Annotated in this window: 11 protein-coding genes; 5 read left to right on the top strand and 6 right to left on the bottom strand. The window is 34.1% G+C overall.

Annotation, left to right across the window (positions count from 1 at the left end):
- Positions 1-39 precede the first annotated feature (39 nt).
- The gene (locus tag BUB89_RS01575; RefSeq protein ID WP_073241181.1) at positions 40-933 is read left to right on the top strand and encodes a diacylglycerol/lipid kinase family protein; all 894 of its coding nucleotides are present in this window, start codon (positions 40-42) and stop codon (positions 931-933) included.
- Here the strand turns inward: BUB89_RS01575 and BUB89_RS01570 are convergent.
- Positions 926-2,074 (bottom strand): peptidogalycan biosysnthesis protein, encoded by a 1,149-nt coding sequence (locus BUB89_RS01570; protein WP_073241179.1) that lies wholly within the window; start codon positions 2,072-2,074, stop codon positions 926-928. The genes BUB89_RS01575 and BUB89_RS01570 overlap by 8 nt on opposite strands.
- A gap of 94 nt (positions 2,075-2,168) precedes the next feature.
- Here BUB89_RS01570 and BUB89_RS01565 point away from each other — a divergent pair, with 94 nt between their 5' ends.
- The gene (locus BUB89_RS01565; RefSeq protein WP_073241177.1) at positions 2,169-2,447 is read left to right on the top strand and encodes a 4a-hydroxytetrahydrobiopterin dehydratase; all 279 of its coding nucleotides are present in this window, start codon (positions 2,169-2,171) and stop codon (positions 2,445-2,447) included.
- A 164-nt stretch (positions 2,448-2,611) separates the two neighbouring features.
- Here the strand turns inward: BUB89_RS01565 and BUB89_RS01560 are convergent, their stop codons facing one another.
- The gene (locus BUB89_RS01560; protein ID WP_073241175.1) at positions 2,612-3,097 is read right to left on the bottom strand and encodes a DUF1761 domain-containing protein; all 486 of its coding nucleotides are present in this window, start codon (positions 3,095-3,097) and stop codon (positions 2,612-2,614) included.
- 180 nt (positions 3,098-3,277) lie between these two features.
- Between BUB89_RS01560 and BUB89_RS01555 the strand changes: the two genes are divergently transcribed.
- Positions 3,278-4,135: a leucine-rich repeat domain-containing protein gene (locus BUB89_RS01555; protein WP_073241173.1), complete on the top strand. Its 858-nt coding sequence runs from the start codon at positions 3,278-3,280 to the stop codon at positions 4,133-4,135.
- A 100-nt stretch (positions 4,136-4,235) separates the two neighbouring features.
- Here BUB89_RS01555 and BUB89_RS01550 read toward each other — a convergent pair whose 3' ends face one another.
- From BUB89_RS01550 to BUB89_RS01535, 4 genes are all read right to left on the bottom strand, one after another.
- Positions 4,236-5,048: an SDR family oxidoreductase gene (locus tag BUB89_RS01550; protein ID WP_073241833.1), complete on the bottom strand. Its 813-nt coding sequence runs from the start codon at positions 5,046-5,048 to the stop codon at positions 4,236-4,238.
- Positions 5,049-5,142: 94 nt separating this feature from the next.
- Positions 5,143-7,077, bottom strand: coding sequence for a glucosamine-6-phosphate deaminase (gene nagB / locus BUB89_RS01545; protein ID WP_373862909.1), 1,935 nt, complete (start codon positions 7,075-7,077; stop codon positions 5,143-5,145).
- 38 nt (positions 7,078-7,115) lie between these two features.
- Positions 7,116-8,696 (bottom strand): solute:sodium symporter family transporter, encoded by a 1,581-nt coding sequence (locus BUB89_RS01540; RefSeq protein ID WP_073241170.1) that lies wholly within the window; start codon positions 8,694-8,696, stop codon positions 7,116-7,118.
- Between the two features lie 31 nt (positions 8,697-8,727).
- Positions 8,728-9,609: an inositol oxygenase family protein gene (locus BUB89_RS01535; protein WP_073241831.1), complete on the bottom strand. Its 882-nt coding sequence runs from the start codon at positions 9,607-9,609 to the stop codon at positions 8,728-8,730.
- 575 nt (positions 9,610-10,184) lie between these two features.
- Between BUB89_RS01535 and BUB89_RS01530 the strand changes: the two genes are divergently transcribed.
- Both BUB89_RS01530 and BUB89_RS01525 read left to right on the top strand, forming a co-directional pair.
- Positions 10,185-13,199 carry a SusC/RagA family TonB-linked outer membrane protein gene (locus BUB89_RS01530; protein WP_073241168.1) on the top strand — a complete coding sequence of 1,005 codons (3,015 nt, stop codon included), beginning with the start codon at positions 10,185-10,187 and terminating at the stop codon, positions 13,197-13,199.
- 31 nt (positions 13,200-13,230) lie between these two features.
- Positions 13,231-14,844 carry a RagB/SusD family nutrient uptake outer membrane protein gene (locus tag BUB89_RS01525; RefSeq protein ID WP_073241167.1) on the top strand — a complete coding sequence of 538 codons (1,614 nt, stop codon included), beginning with the start codon at positions 13,231-13,233 and terminating at the stop codon, positions 14,842-14,844.
- The last annotated feature ends 269 nt before the right edge of the window (positions 14,845-15,113 follow it).

Raw genomic sequence — 15,113 nt, 5'->3', positions numbered from 1 at the left:
ATTCCAAATTACTTATTTTTAAGCATAAAATAAAGCAAAATGTCAAAAAAAAATGTGATAATGGTTGTGAATCCTGTCTCAGGAGGCGTTAATAAAGCCAGTCTGATTGATCAGGTATCGCATTATGCAAAGTATTTAAATCTTAATCTTTATTGTTTTGAAACCACAGGAACTGATGATTTGCAAAAGTTAAGAACCTATTACCAGGAGTTTCTTCCCGAACGGGTAATTATTGCAGGAGGCGACGGAACGATAAAGTTAGTAACCGAAGCATTAGAACAATATGATGTTGTTTTTGGAATATTAGCCGTTGGATCTGCAAACGGTCTCGCAACCGATTTAGGATTAACCAAAAGTCAGGAGGAAAACATAGCAATAGCATTTGATGAGAATGTTGTAGAGGTTGATTACATTACAATTAATGGAAAAATGTGCATTCATTTAAGTGATTTGGGTTTGAATGCTGATTTGATTAAAAATTATGAAAAAAGTGCCGTCAGAGGGAAATTAGGATACGCTTTGCAAATTTTTAAAACGTTATTACATGCCGGAAAATCATTTCAGGTGAGTATCACCAATAACGAACAATTAATTGAAACCAAAGCTCAAATGATTGTTATTGCCAATTCTCAAAAATATGGAACCGGTGTGGTAATAAATCCAATAGGAATTATGAGCGACGGAAAGTTTGAATTAATTGTTTTAAGAAGTATAAATTTTAGCGTTTTTCTAAAAATAATTATGGGAAAAATTCCAATTTCATCTGGGCATGTAACTGTTATTTCTACTGATAAAGCGACGATTGCGATTAATAAACCTACCAGTTTTCAAATAGACGGAGAATATTGCGGTAAGGAAACACAGCTGAACATTGCTATATCCACTAAAAAATTAAAGATAGCGGTATTAAAAACACAAACCCCGGTTACTTAAAAGGATTTCGTTCCTGCCATACTATTTTTGGCTCAAAATAACTAAAAGTTTTAGAAACAAACAGATTAAGAATGGGATTATTATGCTTGATAAGTCCATACATATCTACTGCTTTGGCACCAACAGAACTTTTAATTTCTAATGCGGTACGGGCAAAAATAATACGCGTAAATTTTTTATTGATAGAATATCCTATCATGTCATAAAGCATGTTTAGATATAACATTTTCTCCTTTTGACAGGTGTCATCATATCCTAAAAAATAGGTATCAATATCAGATCCGTTTTTAATCAAGGTGTTGAAACCTATTAATTGGTTGTCACTAAAATAGCCGTAAAATAAAAATTTGTCTTTTAAATTTTTCTTGAATGTTTCAAAATGATGATCGTCTAAATAAAAAGTATTAAAAGCGGCTTTTTGCGCCACATTCATATACAATTCATGAATACGCTCGCTGTGATTATTAATTTCTTCAAGACTCATTTTTTGTTTGGTAATATCCAGCGCTTTTTTTCGAACTCTCTTGTACTGGTCACGGTATTTTTTATTTAATGCTAAGATATAATCATCAAATGAATGCCAGGAATCCTTAATGTCAAAAATCATATTGGGCTGCGTGGAAAACCGATAAAAAGAATGAAAGGCAGGAATGTCAAAATTTTTAATTTCAGTTTCTGAAAAATCTTTAAAAATAGTCAGGTGAGGCTTATTACCTTGCTTACTAAATATTTTTTCTAAAGAATCTGTGGCTTCCTTTAATAAAGTAATGATAGTGTTGACAGCTGTTTCCTTATCATAAGAAATTCCATTTTGCCCCGTGAGCATATTATTGCCAATAATTAAGACTTTAGAGCCCATTTTTTTAAAAACAAAATTCCGGATTTTGGTTCGAATACAGCTGTCTCTGTCACCAAAAGAAGGAATTTTACTTAAGTCTAAGAATTGAGAAATTGCAATTCCGATACATTTTTCATTGTGGAATAAAACAATAAAATGACAAATCATATTCTCCGGAGCAGCTGTTTCTAAAGTCTTTAAATAATCACGGCTAAGGAAAATATTTTTTGTAGCTAAATCATCCCATTTAGCAGGGAGATCTTCGACAGAATTGTATATTTTAAATGAAAAATCTGATTTCAACTGATGCGGAATTAAGAGCCCCGAAGATACTATTTTAAGTGAATGAGTTAGTTTAAAACTTGAAAAATTACTAAGTTTATATAAAAATAGGCGTATGAAAATTTATGATAAAACAACAGCACAATCGCTTTTGGCAGAATTAAAAGACTGGATTTTTGAGAATGACGGAATCGAAAAGAAATTTGAGTTTAAAAATTTTAATCAGGCATTAGCTTTTATCGTTCAGGTGGGATTATTGGCAGAAACTAAAAATCACCATCCGGAATTGTATAATATTTATAACAAAGTCAGCATCCGATTATCAACTCATGATGCTAAAGGAGTTACTGACAAGGATTTTGATTTGGCAAAAGCCATAGAAAAATTATTTTAAAACTGTTTGCTATACGGACTAAAAATTCAATATTGGCACACTAATGATACAGATTAGACTGATTTTCGCTGATTTTTTGTAAAAATCTGTTTTTATCCGTTTAAACCCGTGTCATCCGTGTGCCATTTCTAAAATTGGTACATGTGTTGGATTGTCCAATTATTTTATTGCCAGGAGCAAATTATTCCGCCCATGATAGTAAAACAAATGATCCAGTAACCACTATTGATGAAGGTGTATTTCCAACTTTTTCTTTCGAATAAAGCATTGGTTGCTATCATTGGAAACCCCAGAAAGATTCCGGTAAGAAAACCATGTAAAGCTCCATGTTTAAAAGTACGGAATGCTGTGCCGTAATCATTCATAAAAGCAGCATAAGAGGGCTTTGTATCTATTGCGTTTCCGCCACCAATCATCCCAAAAGCACCCCATTGATGAATGGTTAAAAATTGTAGAATCATTGCAATCAGAAAGGCAAAAAAGACTGCCATGATAAAAATTAAAGGCATATTAGCTCCTTTCATTTTTTCTTCGGTCAAACCTGATTCTCGCATCCAGATGGTTCCAAAAACTTTTGGGTTGTACCAGATAAACCCAACTACTAATGTTGATAAAGCAGCTACAAATAGTGCTAAGAAATTAATTTCCATATAATTGTTTGTTTTGATTAGTTAATCCAAATATAAATAAAAAATCTTTCTATTTTTAACAAGCGTTTATTGTAAGATTATTACCTTTTTATATTTAATTTATATGTATTTCGTCGATTATTTTGGTGCTTTAACCGTTTTTTTGTTTATATTTAATCACGATATTTAAAAGCAGAGGATATGAAAAATATATTTACTTTAATTTTAGCTGTTTTCACTTCATTTTCGATGATGGCTAATGTGTCACTTTCAGACAAAGAAATCCTAATGAAATTATATGAAGCTACTAATGGTAGTGAATGGAAAGTAAAATGGGATTTATCGCAGGATGTTACTGCCTGGTCTGGTGTTAAAGTGATAAACGACAAAGTGGTTGCTTTAAATTTGCAGGATAATAATTTAGTGGGGACTATCCCGGCTGAGCTAGGAAATTTGCAAAGTTTAGAAGAATTAAATTTACATAAAAATAAGCTTTCAGGAAGCATCCCTAACAGTTTGGGAAATTTAAAAGAATTAAAAGTTTTAGACTTGTCTTTCAATAGTTTATCAGATGCAATTCCGGCTTCTATATGTAATTTAAGCCAATTGAAAAAGTTAGAATTGTATATGAACCGACTTTCAGGTGAGTTGCCTTCTGATTTAGGAAATTTACAAAATTTAGAAACTTTAGCCGTTTTTAATAATGAAATTGAAGGTGCAATTCCGGCTTCTTTTTACCAAATGAAGTCATTAAAAGTGGTGCTGTTGAACAGTAATAAATTAACCGGAACATTAAGTCCGGATGTTGCTAATTTGACTCAATTAGTAAATTTCAGCCTATTCGAAAATAACTTTCAGGGACAAGTACCGTTGTCTATAGAAAAATTAGACAATTTAAAAGAAATGAATATTTCTTATAATAAATTTAATGGTTTAGTTACTAAGAAATTAGCCGCTCTGGATACGCTTAATATGACTATGATTAATGATAGTGGTGTAGCGTATTTAATGAATGTGGCTGTTGAAATGGATAAACGACCAATTGTGTCTGAAGAATAAAATAATTTTTTTTTGGTTAGAAAATTGTTTTTTATTAAGTTAGTTTTAAAATAAGTTTAGTGTTTGGAGGAACCTGTGAAAGTAATATTCACAGGTTTTTTTATATTCCGCTATAGGCACTAAAGCCACCATCAATGGGTAAAACGATTCCAGTTACAAATCGGGAGGCTTCGCTGCATAAAAAATGGATGGCTCCTGCTAATTCATCGGCTTCGCCAAAGCGTTTCATGGGTGTGCTGTTGATGATGCTATTTCCTCTTTTGGTATAAGAACCATCTTCGTTAGTTAATAATTTCCGATTCTGGTTTCCAATAAAGAAACCCGGAGCAATAGCATTGACACGAATGTTGTTACTGAATTTTGTCGCCATTTCTACAGCCATCCATCGGGTAAAGTTTTCCATTGCCGCCTTTGAAGCCGAATAACCTACTACACGGGTAACGGCTCTTTCTACTGTCATGGAAGAGAAATTAATAATGATTCCTTCTTTTTGTTGTGCCATCAGTTCGCCAAAAACTATCGAAGGAAGCACGGTGCCGTTTAGATTCAAATCAGTAACGGTTTGAAAAGCATCCATGGATAAGTCAAAAATGGTTTGATCTTCGCTTATTGTGGCACCGGGCATGTTTCCGCCTGCAGCATTCAATAAAATATCTATTTTTTTATAACGCTCCATAATTTTCTCACTTGCAGCTCTTAAGGAAGCTTTGTCCAGAATGTTAGCTTCAATTCCCAGAGCTTCATAACCACTTTCTTTAAGTGCTGTAATGCTTTTATCTATTGTTTGCTGATTTCTGCCCAGAATAACAATTTTTGCTCCTGAAGCGGCTAAATATGTTGCAATAGAACTTCCCAGAGTTCCGGTTCCTCCGGTTATTACTGCTACTTTGCCTTCGATATTAAATAAATTCATTTTCTTAATTTTTGATTTTGGCATACATTTTAAAAGCTGTGCGAATTAATTAAAATCCACACAGCTTTCGTAAAAAACTAAATTGAGTATTGTATTAGAATTTCCACCTTACAAAGGCTTCCATTGCTGCGTAATTAGATAAACCGAGTTGGTCATATAATTCGGCAGTTTCTTTATTTCGGTCTTCGGCTCTTTGCCAAAATTCCCTTGCATCTGTACCTTGAAATACTACACCATCTTTTTGTGATTGATGTTTAAAAATTCCATGTCGTTTTGCTAATACCTGATCAGGACTCATTGGTACCGCCATTTCTATTTCGTCAATGCCCCATTCTTGCCAGGCACCACGATAAAGCCATAACCAGCAGTCTTTCATGAAATCTTTTGGTTTAAGATTTTTTACGGCTTCCAGAATAGCGTCTAAGCAAACTTTGTGCGTTCCATGTGGATCGGCAAGATCACCGGCAGCAAATATCTGATGCGGTTGGATTTTTTCAATAAGTTCCATTGTTAGTTGAATGTCAGCTTCTCCTAAAGGTTTCTTTTCGATAGTTCCCGTTTCGTAAAAAGGCAAATCCATAAAGTGAATTTGATCGTCAGTTAAACCCACAAAATGAGCTGTAGCACGAGCTTCTCCTTTTCGAATAAGCCCTTTAAGGTGTCTTACTTCGGGAATGTCTTTTTGACTTGTTTTTTTGTTAATCAGGAACTCATGTGCTTTTTGGTAAATAGTATCTGCCTGCGGACTGTCTATTCCAAATTTTTCATTGTAATCGCATACAAAACGCGCAAATCTCTCGGCTTCACTATCAGCTACAGCGATATTTCCTGAAGTTTGATAAGCTACATGCACTTCGTGACCCTGCTCTTGCAAACGCATAAAAGTTCCTCCCATACTAATAATATCATCATCAGGATGCGGACTAAAAATAAGCACTCTTTTTCTGGAAGGCTCTGCACGTTCCGGCCTGTTGCTGTCATCGGCATTGGGTTTCCCACCTGGCCAACCTGTAATAGTATGTTGTAATTTGTTAAAAATATTGATGTTAATGTTATAAGCAGGACCTGAATCGGCTAATAAATCACTCATCCCGTTTTCGATATAATCGGCATCGGTAAGTCTTAAAATAGGCTTTTTTAAGTCGAGTGCCATTCGTAAAACAGCTTTTCGGGTTAATTTATCAGTCCAAGCAATTTTTTCAACTAACCACGGAGTATTGATTCGGGTGAGTTTAGAAGCAGCTTCCTGATCTAAAACAAAAATGGCATTGTTGTGTTCCTGCAAAAAAGAAGCGGGTATCAGATTTGTTACAGTTCCTTCAGCAGAAGCTTTTACAATGTTAGATTTTCCTTCGCCCCAAGCCATTAGAATTACTTGTTTGGCTTCCATTATTTTTTTTACGCCAAGGGTAATTGCAGTTCTAGGCGTATTAGTTAATCCGGAGAAATCTTTACTTGCAGCAACTCTGGTAATATGGTCTAAAGCAACTAATCTTGTTTTCGAATTTTGTAAAGAACCTGATTCGTTAAAACCAATATGCCCGTTACCGCCGATTCCCAGAATTTGCAAATCGATTCCGCCCAAAGCTTCAATTTTTTCCTCATATTGGGCACAATAATCTTGTATTTTTTCTTTAGGCAAAGTACCATCCGGAATGTTGTAGTTTTCAGGTAAAATATCTACCTGCTCTAATAACAATTCCTTCATAAAGCGTACATAGCTATTGATGGAATCGGGTTCCATTGGGTAATATTCATCCAGATTGAAGGTAATTACATTCCGGAAACTAAGACCTTCTTCTTTATGCATTCTCACCAGTTCGGCATACAAACCTTTTGGCGATGAGCCGGTTGCAAGACCAAGAACACAAGATTCATTTTGCTGTTGTTTGAATCGAATTAATGCCGCAATTTCTTGTGCAACGGCTATAGAAGCTGTTTTTGAATTTTCGAAAACGACGGTATTGATGTTTTCGAATCTTTTTTCAAATCCTGTAGCTTTATCGATATTGCTTTTTATCATCGTAATGTTTTTTCGTGTTTTTTGAAAATGGATTTAATGTTGTACTATGACAGTAAAATATATATTAAGATGGTTAAGAATACTAAAATACTGCCTGCAATATTTATTCCTGACCAGGATTTCTCGTAGTTATTGGCTAAATTTTCTTCATATTCTGTGTTTGATTTTGAAGTTGCATACATTTTTGAAACGACAAACATAATAATGAAGTTCAGTACAAATTCAATTCCCCATAAATGAACAAAATGAATGTCTATTTTGAATACAAATGAAGTTAAGATGTAAAAAAGAAAACCAAAGAACAGTCCGGCTTTAGCACCCACAGCATTGACTTGTTTAAAAAATAAACCTGCTACCAGAATAGAAGAAATCGGTATAAAGAAAATTCCGTTTAATTCCTGTAATAAAAAGTACAATCCCGAAGGAGCATAAGCTACTAATGGGGCAACAGAAATAGATAAAACAGCAAGTACGACTGATGAAATCTTACCATAATATACCAGTTTTTTGTCTGATACATTTTGGTTGAAACTTTTTTTATAAATATCCATACAAAAAATGGTACTTGCAGAGTTCAGCACGCTATTAAAAGTACTGAGCACTGCTCCTAAAATTACTGCAGCAAACAAGCCATAAAGGTAGGTGGGTAGCACTTTTTTGACTAATAACGGGTAAATCAAATCCGGTTTGTCATAATGTTGTTCCTGAAAATAATAATATCCTATTAAACCGGGAAGTACAATAATCAAAGGCATCAATAACTTAAAAATTCCGGTATAGATTAATCCTTTTTGTGCTTCGACTAAGTTTTTAGCACCAAAAGCCCTTTGGATAATAGTTTGATTCATTCCCCAAAAATAAATTTGGTTAATCATAAGTCCGGTAAAAAGTGTGGAAAAAGGCAATACGGAATCTTCGCTCCCGATGATGTCGAATTTTTTTGGAGCAAAATTATAAATGGTACTTACTCCGTCAAAAACATTTCCATCCCCAATTTGGTACAAAGCAATAGCCGGAACTAATAAACCACCAAGCATTAATCCCACTCCATTAAGAGTGTCTGAAAAAGCTACAGCTTTTAATCCGCCAAAAATGGCATAAGCTGAACCAATTATACCAATTACCAGAACTGTGTAAACTAAAGATTGTTCTTTAGAAATTGAAAAAACAGTTGCAAAGTCAAAAATGCTTTCGATATTGATTGCTCCTGAATACAAAACAATAGGCAATAAGGTAACTACAAAGGAACTCATTAATAAAAAAGCTACGATAGAGCGAATTTGAGAATCGAATCTTTTTTCCAGAAACTCCGGAATTGTAGTGAGTCTCATTTTCATAAATCGCGGAATGATAAAAATTGCCGCTATAACTAAGGCTATTGCCGAGGTAACTTCCCAGGCAATAACGATAATTCCGTTTTTATACGAGCTTCCGTTCATTCCTATTAAATGCTCCGTTGAGATATTAGTAAGAATCATCGAACCCGCAATTATGGGTGCGGTTAAACTTTTTCCTGCTAAGAAATAGCCATTTGAAGTGTCAAGGTTATCTTTTCGGAGTTTGTAACTGGTATAAAAAATAACTAGGAGCGTGAATCCAAAAAAGCCTAAATAGGTATATAACATTTCAATAGGTTATTAAGTTATAGGATATGAGTTAGAATTTTAATTTGGCAGGTAAATATTTAGCCACTAATTCTTCATAATAAGGTCGCAAAGCTTTCGAATCCGGTTTTATAGGTGCTTTTGTATACAAATCATAAGGATTGAATTTTTTTACCCATTCGAACATTTCAATGTCTTTTTCGGTCATTAAGTGTGTATAAGCATTTTCACGGTGTTGTGAATAGAAAGAATGATAACGAATCATGTACAATGCAGGCTCCGGCAAATAATCTTTCATGATCTGGTACAAATATTCGTCGTGTCCCCAGCTCATTTTCACGTTATCTAATCCGCAATTTGGAGTATAAACACCGTATTTAGTATTGTATTTTTCGTTAGTACTATCAGGATTTGCAGCAAAAAATTCCGGATAAACTATTTTATCTGAGAATTTACAGCCCACAGGGAAAGTATCTCCTACAACTGCCCATTGTGGTTCTCCAAAAAGACACAACACTTTTCCGATGTCGTGTAAAAATCCGGTAAGCACAAACCAATCCGGGTGACCATCGGCACGGATGGCTTCAGAGGTTTGTAATAAATGTTGGAATTGATCCAAATCGATATCCGGGTCACTATCATCTACTAAGGTGTTTAGGAAATCTACTGCTTCCCATAAGGACATTTCTTTTCGATCAAATTTTAAGAATTCTTTTTCTTTTTCGCACACAAAATCATAAGTCTGATACGTATGGTTAATTCTGTAAAACTCTCTTACGGTTTCTACTCTTTCTGAATCTACGTAATTACGGAATTCTTCTTTCTCCTTTGTATCGGCAGCAGGATCCGGATAACGCTCTATTAGGTTTTCTTCCCAGTCATCAATTTGATGCATTGGATTATTAAACTTGTCTGAGTTATTGATTTTTTCCATTTGGTTTGTTTTATGTAATAGTGAATATTTAATGAGATAAGCGGTGGCTAATTCTATGAATATCAAAATTAAATAGATATTGCCTTTTCAAAATGGATAAATGATTCAAAAACATGGATAAATTTTTCATACCGCTAATTTTTTGATTAATAAATTGCGTAATGTTTATTTATGATGCTATAGGTGTGATACTTTAATTAAAAATGTGTTGAGCTATTCTGTCTTTTTTATCTGGAAAAAGGAGCTGTTATACAGTTTACTGCTCTTTAAGTAATTTTTTTCTTAGGTTGTTTTCTGGTTTCTATTATTATAAGTGTTAAAGACAAGAAAAAAATTAACTTAAATCTTTTCTAACGTTATTTTGTATTGGGGTTGTATGTAATGTGCCGTAAATCAAGGATTTTGTTGTTTATAATATAAAAAAATGCAGTGTAAAAAGTGTAAAATGTATTTTTAACACGCTTTCATTGCGCATTTTTGACTGTATTTTATATGTTTTTGACGAATTTATCCATTCCGAAGATTCACATTACTGTTAATTTTACCATAATATTATTAACTAATACTAATTAAAAATGAAAAAAACCAAATTCAAATTATTGACGTTATTTTTCTTAATAGCGTTTTCAATTAATTCGTGGGCACAAAAAACACAGGTGTCTGGTAAGGTGGTAGACGATCAGAATATGCCTTTACCTGGTGCAAATGTTTTAGAAAGCGGAACGAAAAATGGTGTTGTAACAGATTTAGATGGAAAATTTAGACTAGAAGTTTCTAATCCAAATGCTGGAATAGTGGTTTCTTATGTTGGTTTTGCTGATCAAAGTGTTAAATTAAGTGGGGCAAAAACGAACCTGACCATTAAATTACTTTCAGGAGCTAATAATTTAGAGCAGGTAGTAGTAGTAGGTTACGGTAAAGGATCCCGAAAAAACTTAACAACATCTGTAACTTCTGTAAAAGCAGAGGATATGAATAAAGGAGCTATTAGTGATGTGGGGCAATTGCTTCAGGGAAAAGTTGCCGGTTTAAATATTTCATCCAGTGGTGACCCAACAAGAGCAGCTTCAGTAGTAATGCGTGGTGTTTCTACTTTAAATAGTTCTCAAGGTCCATTTTATGTGGTAGACGGAATCCCGGGTGTAGATATTTCGATGATTTCACCTGATGATATTGCAACTATTGATGTACTTAAGGATGCTGCTGCAACTGCAATTTATGGTAACAGAGCTGCAAATGGAGTTATTATGGTTACTACTAAAAAAGGTAGTAAGGAAAGAACTCAAATTGCATACAATAATTATTTTGGTATTGAAAATGTTTCTAACCAATTAGATATGATGAATGCTGCTCAGCTGAGAGCTTTCACTACTAAAAATAATTTGAATTTTACTCCTGAAAATGATAAAGGAGCAAATACAAACTGGCAAGATGAGATTTTAAGATCAGGAGCACTTTCAAGTAGCCATAACTTATCGATAAGTGGCGGAGGTGAAAGAGGAAGCTATTCTGCGAGTTTAACTTCTATCAAAAGAGAAGGTATTCTTAAGAAAAATGATTTTGGACGTGTAATTGCCCGTTTATCTGTTGAACAATATGCATTTGATGATAAGGTAAAATTTGGATTAAATGTTACTAATTCTACCAGTAAATATATAAATGTTCCTCAACGTAATACGGTACTTTTACAATCTATCAATCACCTTCCGGTTTCTCCTGTTAGAAATGAAGATGGTAGCTTTTTTGAGAATTTTACCAGTACAGGATATTTCAACCCGGTAGCTTTGATTGAGCACGGTACTGATGAAACTAAGACAAACAATCTTATCGGAAACTTCACTACAGAGGTAAAACTTCCATTTGGATTTACGTATAATTTAAATATTGCTCATCAAAAATTAAGTGTTTCTCACGGAGAGTTTTATGATAGCTACTATTCTCAATATAACAGTGCTAACTTCTACAACAATCCAGATCCACCTTTGACAAAAAGTTTAGTTAATTTTGGTGTAAATGGTTCAGCATTAAGAAATTACTATGAAACAACAAATAACATCATAGAGAGTTTTTTAAACTGGGATAAAGATTTTGGAAATCATAAAATCAAAGCTGTTTTAGGATATTCATGGCAGGAAAACACCTTAGGTGATGGTTTCCAGGCTACTACTACTAATTTTCCTGTAGATAATGTTGGGTATAACAACTTAGCTTTAAGTAATTATACTTCTGTAAATGGTTATGTAGTAAACTTTGGAGACAGTCAGGCATATCAAAAAACGCGTTTGATTTCGCAATTTGCCCGTGTGAACTACAACTACAATGACAAATACCTTTTGCAGGGAACTGTAAGAAGAGATGGAGGTTCTGTATTTGGTGCTAACAATAGATGGGGTTATTTCCCTTCTGTGGGTGGAGCCTGGAGAATTGATAAAGAAAACTTTATGCAAAACCAGAGTGTTTTCACCGATTTAAAATTACGTGCCAGTTATGGTGTTACAGGTAACTCTTCCGGATTTAATGCATATACTGCTCAATTTATCTCAGGAAGTGCCGGAACATTCTATTATAACGGACAACAAATAGGTGCTTATGGTCCTATACAGGCTGCAAATCCTGATTTGAAATGGGAAAAAACAGCAACAACTAACTTAGGTCTTGATGTTTCCTTATTACAAGGTGCAATAACAGCTTCGGTTGATGTTTACGACAAGAAAACAACCGACATGATTTTTAACTATCAGGTAAATCCGGTATTGGTTCCTGTAGGATCAATTGTGGCTAATGGTGGTGTGATGTCTAATAAAGGTATTGAAATCGCTTTAGGTGCTACACCGGTTAAGACGGCTAATTTTACATGGTCTACTAATTTAAATATTGCGAGTAACAAAAATAAAATAGTAAAATTAACAAACCCATTCTTTATTGGAGGAGATTCTATCCGAAGAGTACAACCTGACGGTGGAGGACAAACTGGAGCTACTTTACAAATTTTTAAAGAAGGTAAGCCTCTTGGACAATTTTTTACTCTTGATTATGCCGGTAAAAATGCTGACGGTGTTTCTCAATATTACGACAAAGACAGAAACCTGACTACGACTCCGTTAAATGGTGTTGATTATCACTATGTAGGAAATGCACAACCTAAAGTATTATTAGGATGGTCCAATAATTTCCAATACAAGAATTTTGATTTGAGTGTTTTCTTCAGAGGTGTATTTGGTAATAAAATTTTCAATGCTACCCGTGCTGATTTATTCAGACCTTCTACGGCAATGACTACTAATATTTTAGTTGATGCACAAAATGAATCGCCAAACGATCTTAACTCTTACCGTTATTCTTCCCGTTTTATAGAAGATGGTAGTTATATTAGATTGGATAATGCGACTCTTGGTTATAACTTTAAAAACATCAGCAAGTTTGTTAAAAGTTTACGCATGTACACCACTGTAAATAATTTATTTGTAATTACAAAATACAGCGGAATTGATCCTGAGGTAGAACAAGGAGGTACTGCACCTGGTGTAGATTCGAATAATTTTTACCCAAAAACCAGATCATTCTTATTAGGTTTAAACGTGGTATTCTAAAAAAATAATAATTGTAATAATTGTAAATATTATGAAAAAAATAATAAAATATTTGGGGCTTCCAATACTGGCTATTGGTTTATTCGGGTCCTGCGAAAATTTAGATGTGCCAATTACGACACAACTGACACCAGAAGTTTTTCCTCAAAATTCAACACAGTTTATTCAGACTACAGGACCGGTTTATGTAGCTTTTCGTAGTGATTTTTCATTCGCGTGGTGGTGGTCACAATCATTAACTACTGATGAGGCTATTTTGCCTGCAAGAGGAGGAAACTGGTTTGACAACAGAAATTATATTGCGATGCACTTTCATGACTGGACAGTTGATAATGGAATTGTAGGTAGTCTTTGGTATTGGTCATCCAGTGTGATAGGTAAAAGCAATCAGGCTATTTCAATCTTAGAAGAAGCAATGCCTGAGGGTACTGAAAAATCGACTTTGATTTCTGAATTAAAAACCATGCGTGCGATTTCTTATTTCGTAATGATGGATAATTTTGGTGCTGTGCCGCTGGATACACTTTATGGTGATTTTTCTTCTCATGCTAAATCAAGCAGAGTAGAGGTTTTTAATTTTGTTGAAAAAGAATTAAAAAAAGCTCTTCCTAATTTAAGCGCTGTTACAGGTGTAAGTACTTATGGAAGACCTAATAAGCAAACAGCTAACGCTTTACTGGCTAAGATGTATTTAAATGCGGAAGTTTATACAGGAACACAACGTAACAACGATTGTATTGCAGCTTGTGATGAAGTGATTAAAACAGGAGCTTATAGTGTCGAGACATTAAGTGGGTACCTTAATATGTTTAAATCAAATAATGGTCCGCAAATGAAAGAATTTATATTTGCTGTTCCTTATGATCCAACAGTTGGAGGTGGCGGATTGATGTATCATGCACGTTATGATGTACCTCGTTCTATGCGTTCTAAATTTGGTTTACCTTTTACTCCTAGTGCTCCAAGAAGTACATTGCCTGAATTCTATGCTCATTTTCAAAATGATGCTAATGATGTTCGTAACCAACAATGGCTGACAGGTTTACAGTTTAATAATAATGGTACACCATTAACGGTTACAACAACTAAAAAAGGATATGATCAATTCTATACAGGAGCTGATGGTGGAGATCCTTATACTTATCAAGTAAACTTAACTCCTAATATTGTGCTTCGTCAAAGTGTTCCTTTAACAGATTTAGGTAATGATGAAATTGCGTGGAATATGGGATATAGAAATATTAAGTTCTATCCGGACGCTACTTCAACTAGCCGTAATCAAAATAATGATGTACCGTTTTTACGTTACTCAGATATCCTTTTGATGAAAGCCGAAGCTATTCTTAGAGGAGGTGCTGCTACTTTAGGTGACACACCACTTTCGTTAGTAAACACTGTACGTTCTAATCGTACTACTGCAGCTCCATGGACTGCTGTCACGTTAGAAGACCTTTACAAAGAAAGATCCCGTGAATTTGCATGGGAAGCATGGCATAGAAATGATATGATTCGTTTTGGAAAATTTGAAGGACAATGGGGATTCAAAACAGATACAGATGTAAAACGTCGTGTTTTCCCAATTCCAACAACTGCACTGGTACTGAATCCTGCTTTGGTTCAAAATCCGGATTATGTTAATAATTAGTTTATTTATTGTTTGATTGGTTAATTTAAGTTGGTGATTTATTTAACCCTGAAAAGAGAAGAAGCCAGTTCTTCTTCTCTTTTCTTTTTTAAAAATGATAATTCGATTCTGAGCTATTACTCACTACAAATGAATTTTATTTAAATCAGGAAAAAGCACATTTTTTACTTGTTTCAATAGTTTAATTTTTTTTAATCAAAAGAAATTCAACTGTTTTAAAAGAGAATACAAAAGTTGTTTTTGCCAGATTAATCCCTTTCCATTTTGTA

The organism is Flavobacterium flevense, from assembly GCF_900142775.1.
GTDB lineage: Bacteria > Bacteroidota > Bacteroidia > Flavobacteriales > Flavobacteriaceae > Flavobacterium > Flavobacterium flevense.
The sequence above is the reverse complement of the archived record's forward strand: the minus strand, read 5'-3'. Positions and strand labels throughout refer to the sequence as shown.